Genomic DNA, 21,972 nt, shown 5'->3' with positions numbered 1-21,972 from the left:
ATCCACAGGTCTCCGTAAAGACCAGCGTTGAATCACGTCCAAGCCAGTCTGAGAAGATCTTTTGTCAACAGAACCTAAGATAGTTTTTAAAAGCGAATCATCTTCAAAAAAGATAAAATCGTGATACGGAAATTTTTGTTTTCACGTATAAAATCAGAGTCAGGGTTCTGAATCGGCAGAAGTATAAAATTCTTTTCCCAAGGGCATATATCGGGGTTTTTCTTCCGATTCCCTGAGGTTTCGTATCCGGACCATTATGCTCCTTATTCCGTCTGCCGGGCATGACGGCCGTTCCCTCTTGGAGAGCGGCAGCGCCCGTGCTAACGCGTGCGGGTCATGGACCTTCCTCTTATTGCCGTCCTGAACGGCCCCAACCTGAACATGCTTGGTCTTCGTCAGCCTGAAGTCTACGGACGGACGACCCTGGACGATGTCGAGCAGCTCTGTGCCCAGTCGGCCGAGCGTCTGGATGTGGCTATTGATTTCCGGCAGACGAACGGGGAGGGAGAGCTGGTTTCCTGGGTGCAGGAGTGTCGCGACAGGGCTGCGGGCATTGTTATCAATCCCGGCGCCTATACCCATACATCGATCGCGCTGCTTGATGCGCTTCTGGCAGTCGATCTGCCTGTGGTCGAAGTTCATATTTCCAATATCCACAGGCGGGAGCCGTTCCGTCATATTTCCTATGTCTCGAAAGCAGCCACGGGCGTGATCTGCGGTCTCGGGGTTCAGGGATATGCGCTGGCGCTCCAGGCCATGGCCGATATTATCATGAGTGAGGGAACCCGATGAGCCGTATGCTCGTGGATGCTGATGCCATACGGGCACTGGCGCAGATTCTGGCCGATACCGGTCTGACTGAAATCGAAATTTCGGAGCAGGACAGCCGCATCCGCGTGGCACGCGAGATTCAGGTCGCGCCGGTGAGTGTCATGCCGCAGGTTGCCGCTGCTCCTGCGCCGCTTCCTGCCGCTGCGCCTGCGCCGGTTGCCGTGGCGGCTGATCCGGCCCGTCATCCGGGTGTCGTGACCAGCCCGATGGTCGGCGTGGCATATCTGACGCCTGATCCGTCCTCTCCTCCTTTTGCGGTGGTCGGTCAGACGGTGTCTGCGGGCCAGACCATTCTGCTGATCGAGGCGATGAAGACCTTCAATCAGATCAAGGCTGCAAAAAGCGGTACGGTGAAAGAAATTCTGGTGGCCTCCGGCGATCCTGTCGAGTTCGGTCAGCCTCTGATGATTATTGAGTGATGTTCTCCAAGATACTCATTGCGAACCGGGGCGAGATCGCCCTGCGCGTATTGCGGGCCTGCCGGGAGCTGGGTATCCGCACGGTGGCGGTTCACTCCACGGCTGATGCGGATGCGATGCATGTCCGTCTTGCGGATGAGGCGGTGTGTATCGGACCGCCGGCCGCGCGTGATTCCTATCTGAACGTGGTGGCCATCCTGGCGGCGGCAACGATCACCGGTGCCGAGGCCATTCACCCCGGTTACGGCTTCCTGTCTGAGAACGCGGATTTCGCCGAGACGGTGGAGGCACATGGTCTGGCGTTTATCGGTCCGACGGGTGCGCATATCCGTACTATGGGTGACAAGATCAGCGCCAAGACAACGATGATGGCTCTGGGTGTTCCTCTGGTTCCGGGTTCGGACGGAGAGCTGAAGAGTCTTGAGGAAGCGCGTGAGGTGGCGGCAAAAATCTGCTACCCCGTACTGATCAAGGCGGCAGCGGGCGGCGGCGGACGTGGCATGAAGGTAGCCCGTTCCGAGGATGAGCTGGAGGAGGCCTGGCGTCTGGCCAGGGCCGAGTCTCTGGCGGCATTCGGCAATGATGCGGTCTATATGGAGAAATATCTCGACCGGCCGCGGCATATCGAACTGCAGATTCTGGCTGATACGCACGGCAATGTCGTCCATTTCGGAGAGAGAGACTGCTCGCTTCAGCGTCGTCATCAGAAGCTGGTGGAAGAGGCCGGTTCTCCGGTTCTGAGTGCTGAGCAGCGTGACGAGATCGGTGAGATTGCGACGTCAGCGCTCAGGAAGCTTGGTTATCGTAATGCCGGAACGCTGGAGTTCCTGTATCAGGATAATCAGTTCTGCTTCATCGAGATGAACACCCGCCTGCAGGTGGAGCATCCCGTTACGGAGCTGGTCTGCGGCGTGGATCTCGTCAAGGAGCAGATCCGTGTTGCTGCGGGAGAGGCGCTGGGGTACGGGCAGAAGGACATCACCTTCTCCGGTCATGCGATCGAATGCCGTATCAATGCGGAAGATCCCGAGACGTTCATCCCGTCTCCGGGTACGATCACGATGTTCCATCCTCCGGGTGGTCTGGGTGTCCGGATCGACAGCGCGATCTATACCGGATATCGCGTTCCGCCCTATTACGATTCCATGGTTGCCAAGCTGATCGTGCATGCCCCGACGCGTGAGGCTGCCATCAGCCGTATGAGCCGGGCTCTGGACGAGATGGTTGTGGAAGGGGTGAAGACGGTGATCCCCCTTCACCAGCGGATCATGCGTGATCCCGAGTTCCGCAAGGGCGAGTATACGATCCACTGGCTTGAGCAGTTCATGACGCGGACTGCGGCGGGCTGAGTTATATGATCCTGCCGGTCTGTCTTCCGGCAGGATCATAGCCGGATTTTCCGCCCTGTTCCCGAATGAGGATGATGCAGCGGCTTTGTCCCGCATGGACCTGTCCGTTCTTCGCGTGGTATCCTCCCTGAAAACGTCGGAGAGGCGCACGGCAGATGAGTGACCCGTATAAGCCGCTACATCATAAAGGCGAGCGTGATCTCTCCCTGGAACCGGCTCTCCCGCCGGACCGGCCGGATGCCCTGACGGGCGTCATTCTGGCCAGCGACCTTGATCCCTTTGCGGACAGCAATCACAGTCGGCAGCAGGATCGCGATCAGGCCATTCTGGACCTGTGCGAGACGGCGCGTTTCAGACCATCGAACCTGACCGGCCCGTTCATTCTTCACCTGTCTGTTGCGGGAAATCAGGGGCTGGTGTTTGATGTGCGGAGCGAGGAAAACGTTCCGCTCTATACCTATGCGATTTCCGTCAAGCCGTTCAGCCGTCTGATCAAGGATTATGATCTGATGATCGACAGCTTTGATGAGGCGGTGCAGGAAGGAAACCGCACGCGCATTCAGGCGATCGATATGGGGCGGCGCGGACTTCATGACGAGGCCGGTGAGCTGCTGATGTCACGTCTGGAGGGCAAGATCGCGATGGATCGTCCGACGGCCCGACGGCTGTTCACGCTGATCTGCCTTCTGGTGCGGAGAAACTGACGGCACGTGTCTGCTGATCTTCAGAGTGATGAGGACCATGTCTGGTTCCCGGTCGTGCTGCGTCTGGGCAGCGGAAGCCGGGCGCTGGTGGTTGGCGGCGGGGAGGTTGCGGCAGCGAAAGTGGCGCTGCTGGCTCCCTGTGCCGCGGGGATTACCGTTCTGGCGCCGGAGCTGTCTCCGGCTCTGAGACGTCGGCTGGACGCGGGGGAAATTCTGCATGAGGAGGGGCAGGCGACAGAGGAGCGGCTGGCTGCGCTGCTGCCCGGCTGCCGTCTTGTTTTTGCCGCCACCGATGACCGACATGTGAATCGTCTGGTCGCACGGATGGCCCGGGAGCGCGATATTCCTGTCTGCGCGGTTGATGATCCGGAGCCGTCCAGTTTCATCACGCCTGCCATCGTCCGCCGTGGCTCGGTGCGTGTGGCAATCTCTACATCCGGTGCGGCGCCGGTTCTGGCGCGCAGATTGCGGGAGCAGATCGAGGCGCTGCTTCCTGCACGTCTTGGCGATCTGGCCGGATTCATGCGGAGGATGCGTCCTCTGATGAAAGAGCGGGCACCGGATGGTGTGAGACGCCGCCGCATATGGGAGCGCTTCGTTGACGGGCCGGGGGCGGCGCAGGCCATGAGTGGAGAGGCGGAGCAGGCGGAGTGCACGCTTGAACGTCTGGCCGGAACGGAGAGCGATACGGGTGAGGTCTGGCTGGTCGGCGCAGGTCCGGGAGATCCGGATCTGCTGACGATTGGCGCACTGAGGCTGATGCAGAATGCGGACAGCGTGCTGTATGACCACCTTCTGTCTCCTGAGATTATCGATCGCGTGCGTCGTGATGCGGAGCGGATTTTTGTCGGCAAGCAGCGGGCCGATCATGCCCTGCCTCAGCATGGGATCAATGAGGAGCTGATCCGCCGGGCGCGGGCAGGAGAGCGGGTCCTGCGTCTGAAAGGCGGGGACCCGTTTATCTTCGGCCGTGGCGGTGAGGAAATCGAGGCTCTGATGGAAGCCGGGATTCCTTTCCGTGTCATTCCCGGCATCACGGCGGCCAGCGGATGTGCGGCCTCGGCGGGGATCCCGCTCACGCATCGTGACTGTGCGCAGTCCTGCCTTTTCCTGACCGGTCATGCGCGTGCGGACGGAACGCTTGATCTGCCATGGCAGACAATCGCGCGGAAAGGGCAGACAGTGGTGATCTATATGGGGGTCAGCCGGATGGCTTCTCTGGCGGAGTCCCTGATGGAGCATGGTCTTCCGGCTGACTGGCCGGTGGCGGTGATCGAGAAGGGAACGCACCCGGATCAGCGCGTTCTGACGGGTGTCCTGTCCGATATCGCCTTACGGAGCCAGGCTGAGGAGATCCGCAGTCCGGCACTGGTCATCGCGGGCGAGGTCGTGCGACATCGCGTTGTGTCCGCTTCGGACGCATCCTTCGGGAGTAAGACCGATTTCACTGCCTGATTTTCTGTCCCTGCATGCGCTGTTCGCTCTGGCGCAGGTCATTCTGATCGACATCACGCTTGCGGGTGACAATGCGATCGTTGTCGGACTGGCGGTGCGCGGCCTGCCGGAAGATCAGAAACGTAAAGCCATCATGGCCGGTGTGGCGGCGGCGGCGATTATCCGGCTTCTGCTGGCTCTGATTGCAACGAAGCTTCTTCTGGTGATCGGCCTGCGGCTGGCCGGCGGGCTGCTGCTGCTGTGGGTCTGCTGGCACATGTTCAGGGAGCTGCGTGGCGGCCAGGACCATCAGGAGGCGGAAGCGGACGATAAAGCTCCGCCTGCAGGTCTGCGTTCGGTGATCGGACGGATTATCCTCGCGGATCTGTCCATGAGTCTGGATAATGTGCTGGCCGTTGCCGGTGCCGCAGCGGAGCACACCTGGGTACTTGTCTCGGGTCTTGCCATTTCTGTTATACTGATGGCGGTTGCGGCGACCCTGATCGCCCGGCTGCTGGAGCGGTATCCCTGGATTTCGTGGCTGGGTCTGATTGTCGTGTTTGCCGTGGCCCTGGAGCTGATCATCAGAGGCGGAAGCGAGGTGCTGCATCATGTTCCGGTCTGAGAAAGCATATTACCCGGTTCTGGCTGCCGGTCTTGCGGCGCTCCTGACGGGCTGTGCCGCGCCGCCCGTATCGTCACGGGCGGAGATGGAGGGAGACAGCACGGCGGTTACGGAGACCGGGCCGATGGTGGTCACGACGTCGTCGTCTGCGACTGTTGCGGCGCGCCTGGCCGTCTGGCAGCAGCTTGTTGCTCCGGACAGCCGGACGGCCGGTATTCCCGTTCAGACCTATGCGGATTTCCTGAACTCCGGACCGGCATGGCCGCTTCAGAAGCTGATCAGCACGCGGATGCAGAAAAAGCTGGCGGCAGAGCAGGATGACGCGGTTGTCCGGCAGATATGCGCCGCCTATCCCGTATCTGCGGCTGCGGCGCTGGTCCGTTGTCTTGATGCTGCGGGCATGTCCGCTCAGCTTCAGAGCAGAGCCCGGGAGGCCTGGCGGAATGGTGCGGACAGCCTGTCCGACGCAGGACTGCTGTCCTCGCGTTTCGGATCGGTTCTGAGTGACGCGGACAGCCGGGCGCGGTTTGACAGGCTGGAGAGCCGGGGCCGCCTGGAGGCCGCTGCGGCAACGCTTCCTTTTCTGAGCACTGAAAATCAGAAACTCGCTCAGGCGCGGCTCGCATTCCATCGTGGCGATGCTGCGGCGGAAGCATTACAGGCGGCTCTGTCTTCCGATCAGCGGAGCGATCCGGGGCTGGTTCTGGATCATCTGCGCTGGCTGCGTAAGGCCGGGCGGAATGAGGAGGCTCTGGCGCTGTGGCAGCAGAGCGGGTTTACGGCAGAGGCTGCGGCTCCGGCATCGGGCTTTAAGACCGAACGTGCGATCCTGGCGCGCAGCTTTCTGGAAACGGGTCAGGCCGGATCCGCACGGCTGCTTGCGGATGATACCGTGGTGACAGGCCGGCAGCGGACAGAGTCTCTGGCTCTGACGGGCTGGCTTTCCCTGCGGAAGCTGAATGATCCGCAGGCAGCACTCAGGCCGTTCCGGGAGCTTGCACGTTCGGACTCTCTGGAAGCGCGCAGCCGCGGACTTTACTGGCTTGGCCGGGCGCAGGATGCCGGAGGCGACAGGGCAGGTGCACAGGCCTCCTGGTCCGAGGCCCGGCAGCATCCTGAGACATTCTATGGTCAGATGGCGATTGCGGCACTGTCCGGTGATCAGGATGTTTTTCGTGACCCGTCCCGGCTGGAAGCCCGGACGGCAGAGCTGTTCAGGGCATTGCCCGAACCTGAGCCTGATCCGGCACAGCTGGCCCGTCTGAGCGGCAATGATCTGGTGCAGGCCGGGCAGATGCTGGCCGCGCAGGGGGACAGGAAGCATGCAGGGATGTTTTTTGCGTTGCTGCTGACCCGCTGCAGACAGGTGCCGGAATATGTGGCTGCAGCACGTCTTGCCATGCAGGCGGGATTACCGGATCAGGCTGTCATGGCTTCCCGTCTTGCAGGCGGGAAGGGTGTGGTCATGCCGCGGAGCGGCTGGCCCCGTCCCTGGACCCCGCCGGCAATGTCTCTTCCGGCCGGTCTGGTGCTGGGGCTGATGCGGCAGGAGAGCAATTTCAACCCTGATGCCGTCAGCCCTTCGAATGCGATCGGTCTGATGCAGCTTCTTCCGGGTACCGGTCGGGAAATGGGGCGCAGGTTGCATCTTCGGGCAGATATCAGCAGCCTGTATGATCCTCAGATCAACATGACGCTCGGAACGGCTTATCTGGAGCAGGTTTTGACGAAGTTTAACGGATCGGTCGTATATGCGGCGGCCGGGTATAATGCCGGACCTCACCGCACGGACCAGTGGCTGGGACTGTATGGTGACCCCTGGGGAAGCGGTGCGGATCAGGCCGCGATGCTCGACTGGATCGAATCTATCCCGAAGGATGAGACGCGCGGCTACGTGCAGCGCGTCTGGGAAGGCATGATTCTCTACGCCCCCGCAGAGGGTGGCCCGCAGGCTGGATAGGATCAGGAGGCGGAAATCTGCTCCGTCTCCTCCCGGCGGCGGGTAATCTCACTTTTCATCGCCGCCTGGACCTTCTCGAACGCGCGGGCCTCAATCTGGCGGATGCGTTCGCGGGAGACACCGTATTCGCGGGCGAGATCCTCCAGAGTCAGCGGCTCGTCCTTGAGGCGACGTTCCTCAAAGATGTGACGCTCACGATCATTCAGACCGCCCAGAGCCTGTGTCAGAAGGGCGTGGCGGTCAGCGAACTCCTCGTGCTCCCCGAGTGTGTCTTCCTGGTTGTCGCTGTCATCGACAAGCCAGTCCTGCCACTCTCCGTCCCCGTCTATGCGGAGCGGCGCATTCAGGCTGTGATCGGGCGCCGCCATACGACGGTTCATGTTCACCACATCCTGCTCAGGCACACCGAGCGTCGTTGCGATCTGTGTCACCTGTTCCGGCCTGAGGTCACCGTCATCAATGGCCTTCATCTGCCCCTTGAGGCGGCGCAGATTGAAGAACAGCTTTTTCTGGGCAGCGGTCGTGCCCATTTTCACGAGTGACCAGCTGTGCAGGATGTATTCCTGAATGGCTGCGCGGATCCACCACATGGCATAGGTCGCAAGGCGGAATCCGCGATCCGGATCGAACCGTTTCACGGCCTGCATCATGCCGACATTGCCTTCGCTGATCAGTTCGTTCAGCGGCAGGCCATAGCCGCGGTACCCCATGGCGATCTTCGCCACGAGGCGGAGATGGGAAGTGACAAGCCGGTGGGCTGCCTCCATATCTCCTGTATCACGCAGACTCTGCGCCAGAGAGGTTTCCTCCTCCGGCGTCAGGAGCGGATATTTACGGATGTCCTGAAGGTATTTCCCGAGGTTCGCTTCAGGCGTCAGGACTGAGACGTTGGCTGGCATCGGGTGCTGTACTCCTTTTCCCCGGAGCAGGGTCTGCAGGGAGCAACCGTCTCGATAATGAAAGACGACGGTCTGTTCTGCTGATCTGATCCGGCACCTTGGTATGGATATCTGTGCTGCCACAGAGACTGACCCCGATTACGAGCATCTGTCCCGGTGCGGCATCCATTCCGGCGGCCGCATCGGCGCGTCGAAAAGACAGTCCCGTGTATATCGCAAAAGCGTTCGGAAAACAACGAAAATTAAAATGTCCTTATCATTACAAACGAGACATTTCCTCCTTCAGATTAGTGAAATCCTCAGGCGGAGGGGTCTCGAACGACATGAACTTTCCGGTTCCCGGATGCAGGAAGCCAAGGCGTGCGGCATGCAGCGCCTGTCTCGGGAAATCGAGGGCGGCTTCCTTTGAGGCTGGAGGCGCAAGTCTGGCAATGGCCGGAATCCGGCGCAGATAGACCGGATCTCCGATCAGGGGATGGCCGTGGGCAGAGAAATGGACGCGAATCTGGTGCGTCCGGCCGGTTGCCAGGCGGCATTCAACCAGGGCGGCCCATATTCCGAACGCCTGCAGCACACGATATCGGGTGAGGGCAGCTTTTCCGCCTGTCCGGACCAGGGCCATTCTCTTACGATCCTGCCGGTCCCTGCCGATTGCGCCTTCATATTCTCCTTCAGTGGGTGAAGGTACGCCCCAGCACAGCGCCATATAGGACCGCTCGATCCGGCGGGCTGCAAAATCTGCCGACAGGGCCGTATGAACGGTCTCGGTCTTGGCGACGACCATCACGCCCGATGTGTCCTTATCGAGGCGGTGGACGATGCCCGGGCGGCGTTCTCCGCCAATACCGGCGAGGCTGTCGCCGCAATGCGCGATCAGGGCATTGACCAGCGTGCCTGTCTCATTACCGGGCGCGGGATGCACGACGAGCCCGGCGGGTTTGTCGAGCACGATCAGATCACGATCCTCGTAAAGGATGGTCAGCGCGATATCCTCGCCCTCAGGATGGGCGGGAAGAGGCGGCGGAATATCGAGCGAGAGCTCTGTACCGATACGTGCGGTTTCCGCCGGTTCGCGCAGCGGGCTGCCGTCGCGACTGAGATGCCCGGCCTCAATCAGCGATTTGATCCGGGAGCGGGAGAGGAAAGGGAAATACCCGGCCAGTACTCTGTCCACCCGCTGTCCCGCCTGATCCGGCGTGACGGTGAGCGAAAAACGGCCATATGGCGCGTCGGCGGGAAGGTCAGTCATTGTCTCGGTCACGTCCGGCAGTGTAGACGCGCGTGCACACAGAGGAAAGGTCAGAGCATATGTCCGGCGAACCGCAGCCTCCGGAACCGGTCGTGTCTTCGGCACTCAAGGCACTGGTGATCGGAATGGGCGCTCTGATCGTGCTTGGAACTGCGGTTCTGATCGGTGTGATCGTGCACCGTCTTTCTCATGGCCGGCCGGCCGGAACACTGGCTGCCGCTCCGGCCGCTTCCCCCGTCGGATCGCTGCTGCTTCATGAGCCGGAAGGCAGCCGGATCGTGTCTGCCGAGCGTATGAATGACACTACGCTTGCTGTCCGGATCAGCGGCGGGGGACCGGACCGGATTCTGCTGTGGGATATTACCAGAGGCGCGGTATCGGGGCGTCTCAGTCTGTCTCCTTCAAATTAAACAGTAAGCCCTCTGTTTTTCCCCTTGCGTCACGCCTGCTATTCGCCTAGTAACCCGCCACGGCCAATGTCCCATTCGTCTAGAGGCCTAGGACACCGCCCTCTCACGGCGGCAACAGGGGTTCGAATCCCCTATGGGACGCCAATCTTTCCAATGACTTAGCGGTCATGAAGCGGAATAATTGACGGTTTTTGGGCCCACCTTGGGCCCGCCACCGGAAAAGACGATGAGCACATGGTCCCAATGGGCCCATGAAAAGGCTATGCTGGGCCCAAGCGAGGCTCACCATGAAAGACCGAATCACTTCTACCAAAATCGATCCTGCGACCGGCCGCGCTCTCCCCGCAGGTGTCGAGTATCGCGGCAAGGGCCAGTATCGGGCCCGCAAGCGCATCGCCGGCGGCGAGAGAATCCATCAGACCTTCTCATCGGCCAAGCTGGCCCGACGGTGGTTGGATACGACATCTGCCAAACTCGAACTCGGCCAGTTTCAGGATACGCGCCCGCTTGAACGCCAGACCGTCCATGAACTGGTCGAGCGTTATGTGCGTGAGGAGATGCAGGCGCGGGAGAATGATCGCAAGGGTCATATCCCCGCCATCCTTCAGGACGAGATCGCACAGCTGGCACTGGTCGAACTGACCCCGACAGCAGTCCGTGGCTTCCGGGACAGACTGGCTGAGAAATACAGCGGCGCTACAGTTGTCAAACGCCTCAACCTGCTCGCTGCGATCTGTCAGCACGCCATCGCGGAATGGGATGTACCTTTTGCGAAGAACCCGGCGGCCGCGACCGCAGTCAAGCGCCCGGCAGGCGCGGATAAGAAGCGCAACCGACGCCTCGTTGGCGACGAATACGAACGTCTTTTGGAGGTCATGGCCCAATCGCCGTGGCCGGACGATGTCGCATTCGTGCGGTTTGCCATCGAACAGGGAACGCGACGGGAAGAGGCCCTGACGCTCCGCTGGCGCGACATCGACTTCGACCGACACTCACTGTCCTTTGCCAAGACGAAAACAATGCATCGCGCCATCGAACGTGGGCCGGAAATCCGTCCGCTGACACCCGGTGCAGCGCGCCTGCTGCGGGCCCTTCAGGCACAACGCAGATCCAGCCAGCCCGGAGATCTCGTATTCGACATTGGCAGCAAGGATGCTTTCTCCGTTCGGTTCGGACGGATGACGAAGAAAGCTGGCCTTCGGGACCTCACGTTTCACGACCTTCGCCATGAGGCGACGAGCCGTCTCGCAAGGATTTACACGAACCCCCTGGAACTTCGCCGCGTGACGGGACACAAGGATATCAAATCCCTTGACAGGTACTACCAACCCCACACTGAAGATCTGGCCGCGAAAGCCATCGCGTATGAGAAGCGTAACTGTGCCGACAAAGAATAGCGCTTCCGTCAGGCTGTCAGACAGGACAGCCTGATCAGAGCTACAAGCAGTAGGGCTGCGATCACAATCCAGAAAATGAAATCCGGACTGAAGAGCAAACTCTCCCCGCGCGCCCGCCGCTTTTTCCGAAGCTGCTTTCTCTCGGTCTCAAGGAGCTTCCGCTCAAGGAAATCATCCAGATCCTCGATACGAAAACACCGGATGCGACCGATTTCCAGCGACCTGATTCCCAGCGTCTCGTGCTGGTTTCACAACGTTCCTTCAGCGATGCCGATATACGCCGCAGCAGCCGCGTAACGTAACGACCCACGAGGCTCTATTGCGACAGTTTTTCTTTTAGCTGCCGACATGATGGTGCTCCGGTTTTGGAAGACCGATCGAACATAGGATCCGGCAAGGTCGTGCTTTCAGATCCCCGTCATCCGCTATTGTCCTGGACATCGTCACAACCTCCATGAGGGGAAGCTGACTTCAATCGATACTCCGGGCGTGAGCATCGAATCACTTGCCAAGCTCCCTGTTACAATCAGGGTATGAGACATTCCTGAAACGACAAGACGGTTTTTTCGTGATTTTTGACACCGTTCGGTTCCACTCCGGATACCAAAACTGATGTCGTGCGCTAGCATTTCTGGCGCGGGAGCTCCGGTTCCGGACATCCCGCGCCCCAGACATCGGTCCTTGTCCTTAGAGCGACATTTCTCTGTCACGCCCGTCGTCAGCGATCCGGTCCACCAGAGACTGGCACAGTGCCTTCAGGTCCTCCGGACGCGCCAGCAGGTCGAGAAAGATACAGACCGGGGTGATGCCGACACGACGGTAAAAGGCTTCACGCCGCTCGAAGCGCTCCAACCCCCGTAACTCGTGGTCGTTCCGGGTAATGCGATTGGGTCCACAGGAACCGATGACCTCGATAAAGCAGGCAGCATTTCTCCTGCGCAATGTCAGGTCCGCCTTCTCCGCCCCGAGGTCAGCCATGATCGGCTGATGGAGATCGATTTCCATATCCTCGTGCTTCAAGGACTCAAGGATCTGGTAAACGACACGTTCGGGAAGGGATTCCAGTGTCTTGCCATTGGACGCGATCTTCCCTGTCGGCGGCAGATCAGGCCAGCGAGCCCTTGCCTGCGTATCGACGCGAGCCCAGTCCCGCTGGCCAGACTCACCGATGAACACCAAATGTTGGCCGGCTGGGCCGAGATACCGGCAGATGGCCTCGTTCGGTGGAGCACCAAGAGCACGGGCGAGGTCCCGATAGGTGATCAGATCAGTTTCGGTGGGGTAAAAATGGGACGGTGTAGCGTCGCCTGAGAAACGAGACATTATTTTTTCCATGAAGAAATAAAAACAGACGCGACACGAGCGCGCCTGTTGATGAAAGAAACGGGTGTGGGTGTGAGCGAGGATGGAGAGCCTCAGTCGCAGCCGAAGCTTTCGCCTAGCAGCAGTTTGTCGGCCAGGCACCGGACCTTGCGTCCAATCAGGCGGGTCAGAATGACGACGCCCTCCATGATGCGATCGTCCGTATTACCAGCAAGCGACTGACTCAGGGCAAAGTCGAGCAACCCATGCAAAGCCACGACTTGCATGAGATCCGCCTCCACGGCGGAGGAAATTGTTGTATGATCTGACATTGATATTCTCGTTTGGAAGTATTGCGGGACGAGGAACCCACACGCAAAAAACCGACACATAGCCGGAAAAGAACAAAATCCTTTGGGGAATTTAGGGTGTGAGACCTCAAAAGTCCCAGAACAAAAACCAAAACAAATAAAACAATTATAAGGCCAATAAACAAAACGAATAATACAAACCGAAAAAACTTTGCGAACATAATAAAGGCCGGGCAGTAAGTTCCGCCCGGCCTTTGTTTTTTTATTCTCGGCGCGCGTCCATGATTCGTAGAAGCGCAATCGCGGCCGTGATTTCAGGAACGTCACGATCCAGTGAATCCCGATACCGGATCAGGGCAGGCAGAAGCATCGTAAACAGCAGAGCGTCGCGATCGAGCGCATCGTGAGGTTGATTGGTATGCATGGAAGTCTTCCCTGAGACTTGACACCCAGGCTGCGGACTGAAACAGTGGCGTTACAATCCTTACAGCTCCTTTGGGGAAACGCGGGTATCCCGCTTCGAAGGCCCCACAGGAGTTCTGCTAGTACTATCTACTCTGTACTCGCACGCGGGCGCGCGCGGGGGTAGTTCGATTGCTATTTTGGCACGTCACCCCTCGACATAATGCCCGGTTTCAGCGAGATCCTTGGCAAAGGTCAGACCGAACTTTTTCCAGCCATCCCCGAAATTGTCGAATGTCGCCAGAAACACCTGCTGCGGGCGAATGAACTGCGGGGCAAAGACCTCCAGCACACGCGGATCACTGCTCCAGCCCGGCACCTGTTCAGGCGTCATCAGCACGGCCACCGTGATCCGCTGATGTCCGGGCTCAACTGTCTGAAGCGGTCCGAACTCCAGCACCCGCTGCGGCACGAGCGCGTAGCAGTAGCGCGACGCCGAGGTCACACCGGACGGGGGCGATGCGGTTCCGATAAGCGGCGGAATGCTCACCGCCCCTATATGACCCCGTTCATCAGGCGGGATTTCAAAATGCCCGACGATCTCCGGACCGGAGCCCAGAAACAGGTCCCCCTCAAAGCGCGTCGTCGCCTCGACATTGTCCGGCGGCGAACTCGAGGGTTTTGGCTCGGAGCTATCGTCCAGATCATGCAATCCCAATTGAGCCGCTGTAGGCATACCGGGATGGCTCGTGTGAACGACCCAGCTCACTGGCACGCGCCGCACCACGCCCGCCGCCATCAGCGCCTGCACGAACGGTGTCGGCGTGATGCCGCGTGGACCGTCGCCGAGCAGGACGCCGGCAGTGTCCGCGTTATAGGCCGTGCCCGGCTCGACCCCGGCTGTGTATCTGCTGAGGATGACGGCTGACATGGGCCACGCCGCCTCGCTATGGATAGCATCGCCTCCCAGCCGGAGACACACGCGACGGTTGCTCCCCTCCTCCAGATCGCCCCGGTCACCCGGCAGAGCTCGCAGCGTTGCCAGAATATCATCGGCAGCCTGCGCGGCCTTGCGGTCGTCCGATGCTGCACAGGCAGACGGGACGGAAGCGCCGGTCAGGGCGGTTGTGACCAGCGCCGCCAGCAGCGGTGCGGACAGCAAGGATTTCATGGTCCAGAAACGCATGACCTATTGCTCCTCCTGATTATCGACCAGTTCCAGACCCTTAGGTCCCCGATGGAAAACAAGCCGATGGCGACTATCCTTGCCGTTTTCCAAATCCTGAAAGGATCCGATCGTCCTGCGGAACACGGGTGACTGCATCCAGTCCTTCAGGTCCTCACTCCGATAGACAGCCGTAGCCGTCATGACGTCACGTCCGGCCCAGTCCCTGTCATGGGGCTTGATCTCCGTGATGGCGCTGAGGTGCAGTCCCACGCAGACGCCGCTGACCTGACTGATCAGATAGGGATGCAGCAGATAGAGAGACTGCTGCGGACCATTGCCCCGCGCGACCGACACGCTGTTCGGCCAGGCCAGCGTCCCCAGCGGACTGCCCCGCGCCATGAAATTTGGTTGCACAAGCTCGTAGCTGAAATCGGGATCGTTACGCGGCGTCGTATAGATCGCGGCCGAGGCCACTCCACCAGCAAGAAAGCTGACCGGCACGAGATGACGTTCAAGCACACCGCGATGCGTCAGATCGGTGACGATCTCCGGTGCGGTGTCGTCCGCAGGACCCGCGTAGAAAATGAACGGATGGCGATCGGGGGCTGTCCAGGGAGTCGGCGCCATCCAGAACTGACGACCAGCCCAGCTCTCGAAATTCAGACCGGGTGCAAAGCGGAACGTCAGACAGGAACGCGTGTCGATCGCCTGATGGGCTGCCAGAACCGCACGGATCGCAGCCCTGTCACCGGTTCCACCACTGAACGAGGATATGCCAGCCCCGACCACTGCGAGGGCTGCGACACCGCCACCGATCTGCGCGACACGCGGCAGCCGGGAGAGCGTTAAGGCAAGGGAACGCAGCATGCTCATGTGTCACAGCCCTCCCACATCGCGGCACAGGCCCAGCAGATGGGTCAGTTTCCGGTTCAGGACACCGCCCAGTACGATGATGCCTTCCAGAAGCTGGGCCCCTTCACTATCGGCCTTCAACGTATCAAGGCGACCGCGCAGGAGGTGATGCTCCAGTTCCAGTAGACGGATGACGTCATGCAGGCCTGCATGCAGTTCCTCCAGCCTGGGATCGCGGATGGGAGCGGGAGACAGCGAACGAACCTCGTCAGTCATGACAAACCCTTCGACAGAACACATGGTTCATGCGAGATTGGGTCCAGGATCAACGGAGACCCGCTTCACACTACGATGCAAATATATACGCATATCCGCATATACACACAAGCGTATTTTCGCTTAGGAGTCACTTTTCCATATCACGGAAGAGAGATTGCCTGTGACCATTCGTTCCAGACCGAGGCGCCGTCGCATGTCTGATGATCAGGCCCGCCTGCTCCGCGAACGTGGCGAGCGTCTTCGGCAGGCTGCCCAGAGCATCGGCATCACGCACGCGGCCAAGGCGGCCAGCGTGCCCTACACGACGCTGCGGGATTACATGAATGGCAGTGAGATGAAACTCTCCGCCGTAGCGTCTCTCGCCCGCGCCTGCGGCGTCTCGCTGGACTGGTTGGCCTTTGGTGTGGGAGCTGGTCTCGACGCGGATGGTGAATCATCGGCTCCAGTTCGTGGCGGTCATCAGGTCGTAATCCCCTGGCTGTCGCCTCAGCCGGACGAAGGTCTGCGCGTTGGCAAATCCTGGCTGGAATCCGCCCTCCCGCGTGACCCGGCAATGCTCCGTCTCGTCAGTGTTTCGGGGGACGCGATGGCGCCGACCTTGCAGGAAGGCGATCTCGTCATCGTGGATACCAGCGCCCGCTCGGTTCAGGGCGGCGCCATCTTCGCGCTGCGGGTTGAGGGTGACATTCTGCTGCGCCGCCTGGAGCGCCGACTGGGGGGCGGAATCCGGGCTCTCGCGGACAACGATCGCTATCCGCCGCAGGAACTTCAGACCGCAGAGGCCGCAGGACTGGATGTCGTGGGCGAAGTCGTCTGGTCGGGAGGATTGCCGCGCGGTTGAACTCTGTCGCAGAACTCAACGGAAACTCGTTTGTATAAATAGTAAATTATCCGCTTGTTATTGCGAAATATCGCATATAGCATCCTAGCAAAAGCCGCCTACTGCGCGGCCATGCTCAGGAGCGCCATCATGTCGGATTCTGCGGATATCACGTCGTCGTCCTCGTCAGGCGTCCATCTGGTCAGCTCGGATGTCTCTATCGGTAATGGTGCCGTGTGGACGGACACCGAGCTGGGCGATGGCGGTGAACTCTTTGTCGAGGATGGCGGGCTGGCCATCAATACGCTGCTCGACAAGGGCGATCTGACCGTTGATGCCGGCGGCGTTGCCTCCGGCGTGACCGTCACCGGCGACTGGGATGAAAACGGTTATTTCGAGGTCGACGGCGGCACGATTACCGATCTGACTGTCGAAAATCAGGGCTGGGGCGTCGTCAACAGCGGCTCCATCAACAATGTTCTGGTGACCAGCAGCGGGTATATCGAGATCGCCGCTCTCGCGGACAATGTCACCGTGAGCAATGGCGGTGGCATCGAAGTAGATTCCACCGGGGTCGTCAAAAACCTGACGGTTGGCCCCGGCGGCACGTTTGGCATCCGTCCCGGCGAAGGAGGTGTGATCGAGAGCGTGACAGTCGCCAGTGGCGGGACAATTGCCGCCGCAGATATATCATCTGCAGGAGGCGTAACGATCCAGAACGGCGGCAGTATCGATTTCAGTGGTATGGCCTTTCAGTCCGGGGGCAGCGCGACTCTGGAAGGCGATCCGGTCCTGACAGTGACCGAAGGCGGCGTTTCACGTTCTGTCTCCATCGAAGGAAATTATGCCGGGGAGCATTTCGTCCTGAGCGACGACGGATCGGGAGGCACGGTCGCCACTCTGGAGCCGGATGACGGCACGCCCTGTTTCTGCCGGGGCACGTTGATTGAGACCGAACGAGGCGAGATCGCTGTTGAAGATCTCGCTATCGGCGATCGGGTACGAACCGCTTCGGATGCCCTGCGCCCTATTCGCTGGATTGGACACCGTTCGTATTCTGGCCCGTTTGTCAGGGGGAATAAGAATGTCCTGCCGATCGTCATCCGGGCGGGGGCTTTGGGTCACGGCCTGCCGCGACGGGATCTGTCCGTCTCCCCGCTGCATGCCATGGCGCTGGAGGGCGTGCTCATACCGGCAATCTGCCTCATTAACGGGGTCAGCATTTTTCAGGCGGAGCGCATCGATCAGGTCACCTATTTCCACGTCGAGCTGGAAACGCACGATATCCTTCTGGCTGAAGGGGCGCCTTCGGAGAGTTTCGTAGATGATGACAGCCGGAACATGTTTCACAATGCCGCCGAGTTCAAAAAACTCTATCCGGATACAGCGCCAATTCCGGCAATCTACTGCGCGCCCCGGATTGAAGAAGGCCCCGTTCTTGAAGCCATCCGCACACGCCTGAATGCCGAAGCCGGGATCGCACCAACTCCAGCCTCAGGCGGCATCGTCGAAGGCTATCTCGACGAGGTAACACGAACGATCATCAGGGGCTGGGCCAGAAACCCGCACTCTCCGGAACCGGTGCGTCTGTCCCTGTTTGATAATGGCATTGCCATCGGGGAAGTCGTGGCCGATTGCCCTCGCCCTGATGTCGGCGCGGACTGTGGTTTCTGTTTCGTCGTAGCGGGTGGTTTCACCCCAGACATGAGGCATGCCATCGAAATCGCGCAGGCAAATGATCCCGGCACGTCACGAAACCTGCTCGGTCACACGCCATGGATTCTGGACCAGCAGACGATCGGCCACCATACCATCGCGCGGACAACAGTGCCCGCATCGTCAGCCACGATGCGCGGCTATATCGACAGTGCCTCCCGCGACCGGATCTGTGGCTGGATTTGTGATCCTGCACAGCCCGGAGAGTCAGTCGCCATACAGGTCGTGGTGAACGGGACGATTGCAGAACGGAGCGTTGCCAACGGGCGCCGTCCCGATGTGGCCGACGCCAGTGCAGGGCCGGAACGGTGTGGGTTCGATCTTCTCTTTGCCCCACCCCTGTCACCATTGACGCGCCAGATCATTGAGATCCGCAATGAGCGCACAGGAGCCGTGCTGGGGCAACCGATCGTAATGGAGCCAGCCGACCGGTTCGAACCCGACCTGGAAGAGGCTGTTCGCAGGGCGATTGGTTCCGTGCAGGATGCAGAGGTTCAAAATCGAGCCCTGTCCTTTCTGGCCGCGCAGATGGAGCGCCTGAAACAGAGCCATGCCGACCATCAGTCGGGACGTATCCGGAGCTCGACAAAGCGTGAACGTTCCCGTCGGGGCTTGGCGCTTCCGGCAAACCGTGCTCCAACAGCGCTTGTCATCGACAGTCGCATGCCGGATGCCCGGCGTGACGCCGGTTCGTGCGCCATTCTGTCGCATATGAGCGCCCTTCAGGCGCTTGGCTATGAGATCTCGTTCGTGGCAGCGGATGAAATGGGAAACGCGTCAACGCCACCCATGAAAAATATCGATATATGTGCGGCGCCTTTTTATAGTTCGGTCGAAGACCTGCTACGACGGCAGGCACAGAGTTTCGACCTAATCTATCTGCACCGACAGTCTATTGCGACGCGCTATCTGCCGCTTGTTCGCCAGCACCAGTCACACGCACGGGTGATCTACGCCGTCGCCGACCTGCACCATATGAGAATTGCGCGACAGGCGGCAGTCGAGGAACGGCCGGAACTGATGGCGAGGGCACGTCATATCCGGGATGCCGAATACGCCGCCGCCCGTCAGGCCGATGCCGTTCTGACCCATTCAACCGTGGAGGCCGCGATCCTCAGGCGTGATGTGGCGGGCGTCGAAATCCATGTCGTTCCCTGGGAGGTGGCAGTTAGAAAACGAATACCATCGTTTGATGCCCGTCAGGGGGTTCTCTTTCTTGGTAATTTCAGTCATGCGCCAAACAGTGATGCCGCATTCTGGTTGGCTGAAGAAATCATGCCGCTCGTCTGGCAACAACGACCGGATATCCACTGTGTCATTGCAGGCGCAGACGTGCCTGATAGAATTCGTCGGCTCGCAGCGCCCCGCATTGAGGTGATCGGCCATGTTCCTGACTGCGGCGTTCTGTTCGACAAGGTCCGTCTCAGCATCGCCCCACTCCGCTTTGGAGCGGGTGTGAAGGGTAAGGTTCTGGACAGTATGGCCACTGGGGTTCCGTGTGTGATGACACCAATTGCGTCCGAGGGAATGGAACTGCCCAAAGATTTTGCTGACGCGACAGGAGAAACCGCTGAAGCACTGGCTGCGCTGATCGTCAGCTTGCATGATGACTCAACGACGCACGCCAGAATGGTTCGGGCTGGGTGTCACTTTATTCGAGAGCGACATGATCATGCGAGAATTGTCGACGTATTCGGAAGGATCGCTGGAGATACGACACGTAAACGTCAGGCCGGGTAACCGGTCTATGGTCGGCTTTTTGCGAGGCAAACGGAATATTGTCTTCCAGACCAGGAAGTAGGCGAATGCCTCCTGTTGCCTCAGCGGAAACAGAGCAGACAGGCTGCTATCGCCTCTTTGCGGACGCTTTTGGGGTATCATGGAATGTCTGAAAGCAGACGCTTCCGCGGTCAGCATTTCCTACACATCCTGACAGGTATTGCCTAACGGAGACTAGGCCCGGATCCGACAATCAGTTAGTAAAGGGAAACGCCTGCCTACGCACAGCAAAACGAGGACCATACATGACGCAATTACAAGACGTTGATCTGTGTAGTGATCTTTATGATGTTCTTGAGAATTGCACAAATGAAGAGCTTGATCCCATTGTAGATGTCCTCGGGCAATCACAGCAGAGCGTTCTTAAAATCAGTCGTGCATTCGAACGTTACTTCCCTGACCACACGAATTATGCAGACCGGATTGGCGACGAGATTTACAGGCTTGGCCTGGTGGCCCTTGGCCGCAACGATGGGAAGCGTCCCTCTTACTCCGCGATCATTAGTGGCCTGTGTAAACAGGTCGGGTTTCCCTCAACATTAACGGGCGAAGACGAATCGACCCTGTTGAATTTGTTTTCAAAGCAATATCTATCTCTCCGTCCATCTACCATCGACCAGCAGGCTTTGGTCAATGAGGCAGCCACGGCCGTGTCGACTACCGTGCGGGGCATATTGAGTTCGGATGCCTGGCCGCCATTTGCGGCAATTATGCTGCAGATAATATATCTGCGCCGTAAACTGATTGAGGAAGGACGGATCCAACCCGCCTCAATCACCGGAACAGAAATCAGTAATAGTTCTGCTACCGTCGATAGCGCGTCGGACTCTGTTATCATCCAGACCGAGAATGGTGACCGGGTTCTATCTCTTGCGACGTTTCCCGATGCCGACACAACTGGGTGGCGGGACATGGAATACAGTCGCAACTTGCTGAATGTTCTGACGCCGATACTGAAGGGCGCCCAACCATTTATTTCGACCGAACAAATATTAAAAAATGGGAACTACTATCGCGCAGAAATGGCGCTTTCATACAGCGAAAAACTGGGCCACTATGTAGGTACTGCCAAGGGTCACCAAGGTATGGTCCGCCTCGATCCGGCGTCCCTGGTCAGTCTAGCTACTCCCGCCGCGTTACTGACATTGGCTGCTGCCATGGCGGAGCAGAAAAAACTGGAAGCTATTGAAAAAAGCCTCGACGAAATCAAGGCTTCGATCAAAGATGTCTCGAAATTCCAGCAGAATGAACGTCGCTCCATAATCACTGCGTCCATCCGTTACTTTCAGCAGGTTGCCCCTTCTGTTTTGACAGGGGAACTGGCCAACGAAGTTTTGCAGGAAATCGAACGCCATGAAGTTGATCTTGTCAGGGTGCAGGAGCACCTGACCAGCGACATCAGATCTCAGGTTGAGGCCTTCAGCGTCATCAAGAAAGAAGGCTGGGGATCAAGCAAGTATGCAACTGCGATCAAGGAAGCTCAGACCAGCATTGGGAGGATGTGCGATGAAATCCTCCTGTGTGTTCGGGCACGGGCTTGCGGCTATCAACTCCTGTGTGCATTTCCTGGTCGCGATACGGGGAAAAAGGTGCGCCTACAGGATATTACCAATGCATTGGCCGTTCTGTCCCCTATGGGCGAGGTTGGTCTATCAATAGACAAGGCGTTTCGGGAGAAAATCCAAGGTATATCATCATATGAAATCAAGGCCTCCGTCCTTGCTCATGAGAACGTCCTTTTTGAAAAAATCACAGTCGAAAGTGCAAATATAATCAAAGGGCTAAATGATGCAGCCAAAGAAATATCACAACAAACAGAAGTGCTGTCTGTTGACATCAAGGTCCAGGATGGTGTGCCCGTAGCCATCCGGATGGCCTGAACTGTCAAGTATGCGTGTTTATCCTTCTGGTGCAGTGCGCGAGAACCATGCGCGCCACGCTCAACCCGCCTTCATGTCAGATATACAGGTTTCTGATTTGCTATCCGCCTAGGGCCTGTTAGATCTTGAAATACTTCCCATATTGTATGGATGGAAGAAGGAGACGGAACAGGCACTTTTACGGAC

Annotated in this window: 20 protein-coding genes and 1 tRNA gene; 13 read left to right on the top strand and 8 right to left on the bottom strand. The window is 59.0% G+C overall.

What is annotated here, in order from left to right; translation table 11 throughout:
* The first annotated feature begins 336 nt into the window (after nt 1-336).
* The 7 genes from aroQ (at nt 337) to LOC54_RS06200 (ending at nt 7,322) form a co-directional block, all read left to right on the top strand.
* Nucleotides 337-792 carry a type II 3-dehydroquinate dehydratase gene (gene aroQ, locus LOC54_RS06230; protein WP_279312965.1) on the top strand — a complete coding sequence of 152 codons (456 nt, stop codon included), beginning with the start codon at nt 337-339 and terminating at the stop codon, nt 790-792.
* Nucleotides 789-1,250, top strand: coding sequence for an acetyl-CoA carboxylase biotin carboxyl carrier protein (gene accB, locus LOC54_RS06225; protein ID WP_279312964.1), 462 nt, complete (start codon nt 789-791; stop codon nt 1,248-1,250). The genes aroQ and accB overlap by 4 nt, the downstream gene beginning before the upstream one ends.
* Entirely contained in the window at nt 1,250-2,599 is a 1,350-nt protein-coding gene (gene accC / locus LOC54_RS06220; protein WP_279312963.1) for an acetyl-CoA carboxylase biotin carboxylase subunit, read from the top strand. The genes accB and accC overlap by 1 nt, the downstream gene beginning before the upstream one ends.
* Nucleotides 2,600-2,754: 155 nt before the next feature.
* On the top strand, nt 2,755-3,303 hold the full coding sequence (locus LOC54_RS06215) for a UPF0262 family protein (protein ID WP_279312962.1): 549 nt from the start codon (nt 2,755-2,757) through the stop codon (nt 3,301-3,303).
* A 6-nt stretch (nt 3,304-3,309) separates the two neighbouring features.
* The gene (gene cysG / locus LOC54_RS06210) at nt 3,310-4,758 is read left to right on the top strand and encodes a siroheme synthase CysG (RefSeq protein ID WP_279312961.1); all 1,449 of its coding nucleotides are present in this window, start codon (nt 3,310-3,312) and stop codon (nt 4,756-4,758) included.
* Nucleotides 4,751-5,362, top strand: a complete 612-nt coding sequence (locus tag LOC54_RS06205; protein WP_279312966.1) for a YjbE family putative metal transport protein — start codon at nt 4,751-4,753, stop codon at nt 5,360-5,362. Before cysG ends, LOC54_RS06205 begins: the two co-directional genes overlap by 8 nt.
* Nucleotides 5,349-7,322: a lytic transglycosylase domain-containing protein gene (locus tag LOC54_RS06200; protein WP_279312960.1), complete on the top strand. Its 1,974-nt coding sequence runs from the start codon at nt 5,349-5,351 to the stop codon at nt 7,320-7,322. The genes LOC54_RS06205 and LOC54_RS06200 overlap by 14 nt, the downstream gene beginning before the upstream one ends.
* 2 nt (nt 7,323-7,324) lie before the next feature.
* Here LOC54_RS06200 and rpoH read toward each other — a convergent pair whose 3' ends face one another.
* Together rpoH and LOC54_RS06190 are read right to left on the bottom strand one after the other, a co-directional pair.
* Nucleotides 7,325-8,221, bottom strand: coding sequence for an RNA polymerase sigma factor RpoH (rpoH, locus tag LOC54_RS06195; RefSeq protein WP_279312959.1), 897 nt, complete (start codon nt 8,219-8,221; stop codon nt 7,325-7,327).
* A 259-nt stretch (nt 8,222-8,480) separates the two neighbouring features.
* On the bottom strand, nt 8,481-9,470 hold the full coding sequence (locus tag LOC54_RS06190; protein ID WP_279312958.1) for an RluA family pseudouridine synthase: 990 nt from the start codon (nt 9,468-9,470) through the stop codon (nt 8,481-8,483).
* A gap of 59 nt (nt 9,471-9,529) precedes the next feature.
* Here LOC54_RS06190 and LOC54_RS06185 point away from each other — a divergent pair, with 59 nt between their 5' ends.
* From LOC54_RS06185 to LOC54_RS06175, 3 genes are all read left to right on the top strand, one after another.
* Nucleotides 9,530-9,880 (top strand): hypothetical protein, encoded by a 351-nt coding sequence (locus LOC54_RS06185; RefSeq protein ID WP_279312957.1) that lies wholly within the window; start codon nt 9,530-9,532, stop codon nt 9,878-9,880.
* 68 nt (nt 9,881-9,948) lie between these two features.
* Nucleotides 9,949-10,024 (top strand) — tRNA-Glu (locus LOC54_RS06180).
* A gap of 143 nt (nt 10,025-10,167) precedes the next feature.
* Nucleotides 10,168-11,277: a site-specific integrase gene (locus LOC54_RS06175; protein WP_279312956.1), complete on the top strand. Its 1,110-nt coding sequence runs from the start codon at nt 10,168-10,170 to the stop codon at nt 11,275-11,277.
* A gap of 687 nt (nt 11,278-11,964) precedes the next feature.
* Here the strand turns inward: LOC54_RS06175 and LOC54_RS06170 are convergent.
* From LOC54_RS06170 to LOC54_RS06145, 6 genes are all read right to left on the bottom strand, one after another.
* A complete protein-coding gene (locus tag LOC54_RS06170; RefSeq protein ID WP_279312955.1) occupies nt 11,965-12,453 on the bottom strand; it encodes a hypothetical protein in 489 nt (162 codons plus the stop codon).
* A gap of 239 nt (nt 12,454-12,692) precedes the next feature.
* Nucleotides 12,693-12,911, bottom strand: a complete 219-nt coding sequence (locus tag LOC54_RS06165) for a hypothetical protein (protein ID WP_279312954.1) — start codon at nt 12,909-12,911, stop codon at nt 12,693-12,695.
* 241 nt (nt 12,912-13,152) lie between these two features.
* Complete coding sequence (locus tag LOC54_RS06160; RefSeq protein WP_279312953.1) at nt 13,153-13,314, bottom strand: hypothetical protein; 162 nt, start codon at nt 13,312-13,314, stop codon at nt 13,153-13,155.
* Between the two features lie 186 nt (nt 13,315-13,500).
* Entirely contained in the window at nt 13,501-14,478 is a 978-nt protein-coding gene (locus tag LOC54_RS06155; RefSeq protein ID WP_279312952.1) for a hypothetical protein, read from the bottom strand.
* Between the two features lie 3 nt (nt 14,479-14,481).
* Entirely contained in the window at nt 14,482-15,333 is an 852-nt protein-coding gene (locus LOC54_RS06150; RefSeq protein WP_279312951.1) for a hypothetical protein, read from the bottom strand.
* A gap of 3 nt (nt 15,334-15,336) precedes the next feature.
* Nucleotides 15,337-15,588, bottom strand: coding sequence for a hypothetical protein (locus tag LOC54_RS06145; RefSeq protein ID WP_194260699.1), 252 nt, complete (start codon nt 15,586-15,588; stop codon nt 15,337-15,339).
* A gap of 196 nt (nt 15,589-15,784) precedes the next feature.
* Here LOC54_RS06145 and LOC54_RS06140 point away from each other — a divergent pair, with 196 nt between their 5' ends.
* The 3 genes from LOC54_RS06140 (at nt 15,785) to LOC54_RS06130 (ending at nt 21,786) form a co-directional block, all read left to right on the top strand.
* Entirely contained in the window at nt 15,785-16,432 is a 648-nt protein-coding gene (locus LOC54_RS06140) for a LexA family transcriptional regulator (RefSeq protein WP_279312950.1), read from the top strand.
* 129 nt (nt 16,433-16,561) lie between these two features.
* Nucleotides 16,562-19,867 carry a Hint domain-containing protein gene (locus LOC54_RS06135; protein ID WP_279312949.1) on the top strand — a complete coding sequence of 1,102 codons (3,306 nt, stop codon included), beginning with the start codon at nt 16,562-16,564 and terminating at the stop codon, nt 19,865-19,867.
* A gap of 284 nt (nt 19,868-20,151) precedes the next feature.
* The gene (locus LOC54_RS06130) at nt 20,152-21,786 is read left to right on the top strand and encodes a hypothetical protein (protein ID WP_279312948.1); all 1,635 of its coding nucleotides are present in this window, start codon (nt 20,152-20,154) and stop codon (nt 21,784-21,786) included.
* The last annotated feature ends 186 nt before the right edge of the window (nt 21,787-21,972 follow it).

Origin of the sequence: Acetobacter sp. AN02 (assembly GCF_029759835.1) — a bacterium.
Classification (GTDB): domain Bacteria; phylum Pseudomonadota; class Alphaproteobacteria; order Acetobacterales; family Acetobacteraceae; genus Acetobacter.
Note: the sequence above shows the minus strand (reverse complement) of the source record. Positions and strands in the feature narration are given on the sequence as shown.

What these genes read in the sequence shown, in the direction of transcription:
- accB (WP_279312964.1), top strand. Translation starts at nt 789, where the DNA reads ATGAGCCGTATGCTCGTGGATGCTGATGCCATACGGGCACTGGCGCAG.
- LOC54_RS06145 (WP_194260699.1), bottom strand. Translation starts at nt 15,588, where the DNA reads ATGACTGACGAGGTTCGTTCGCTGTCTCCCGCTCCCATCCGCGATCCC.
- LOC54_RS06215 (WP_279312962.1), top strand. Translation starts at nt 2,755, where the DNA reads ATGAGTGACCCGTATAAGCCGCTACATCATAAAGGCGAGCGTGATCTC.
- LOC54_RS06150 (WP_279312951.1), bottom strand. Translation starts at nt 15,333, where the DNA reads ATGAGCATGCTGCGTTCCCTTGCCTTAACGCTCTCCCGGCTGCCGCGT.
- accC (WP_279312963.1), top strand. Translation starts at nt 1,250, where the DNA reads ATGTTCTCCAAGATACTCATTGCGAACCGGGGCGAGATCGCCCTGCGC.
- LOC54_RS06130 (WP_279312948.1), top strand. Translation starts at nt 20,152, where the DNA reads ATGACGCAATTACAAGACGTTGATCTGTGTAGTGATCTTTATGATGTT.
- LOC54_RS06190 (WP_279312958.1), bottom strand. Translation starts at nt 9,470, where the DNA reads ATGACTGACCTTCCCGCCGACGCGCCATATGGCCGTTTTTCGCTCACC.
- LOC54_RS06160 (WP_279312953.1), bottom strand. Translation starts at nt 13,314, where the DNA reads ATGCATACCAATCAACCTCACGATGCGCTCGATCGCGACGCTCTGCTG.
- LOC54_RS06135 (WP_279312949.1), top strand. Translation starts at nt 16,562, where the DNA reads ATGTCGGATTCTGCGGATATCACGTCGTCGTCCTCGTCAGGCGTCCAT.
- LOC54_RS06165 (WP_279312954.1), bottom strand. Translation starts at nt 12,911, where the DNA reads ATGTCAGATCATACAACAATTTCCTCCGCCGTGGAGGCGGATCTCATG.
- rpoH (WP_279312959.1), bottom strand. Translation starts at nt 8,221, where the DNA reads ATGCCAGCCAACGTCTCAGTCCTGACGCCTGAAGCGAACCTCGGGAAA.
- aroQ (WP_279312965.1), top strand. Translation starts at nt 337, where the DNA reads ATGGACCTTCCTCTTATTGCCGTCCTGAACGGCCCCAACCTGAACATG.
- LOC54_RS06175 (WP_279312956.1), top strand. Translation starts at nt 10,168, where the DNA reads ATGAAAGACCGAATCACTTCTACCAAAATCGATCCTGCGACCGGCCGC.
- LOC54_RS06185 (WP_279312957.1), top strand. Translation starts at nt 9,530, where the DNA reads ATGTCCGGCGAACCGCAGCCTCCGGAACCGGTCGTGTCTTCGGCACTC.
- LOC54_RS06155 (WP_279312952.1), bottom strand. Translation starts at nt 14,478, where the DNA reads ATGCGTTTCTGGACCATGAAATCCTTGCTGTCCGCACCGCTGCTGGCG.
- LOC54_RS06200 (WP_279312960.1), top strand. Translation starts at nt 5,349, where the DNA reads ATGTTCCGGTCTGAGAAAGCATATTACCCGGTTCTGGCTGCCGGTCTT.
- LOC54_RS06140 (WP_279312950.1), top strand. Translation starts at nt 15,785, where the DNA reads ATGTCTGATGATCAGGCCCGCCTGCTCCGCGAACGTGGCGAGCGTCTT.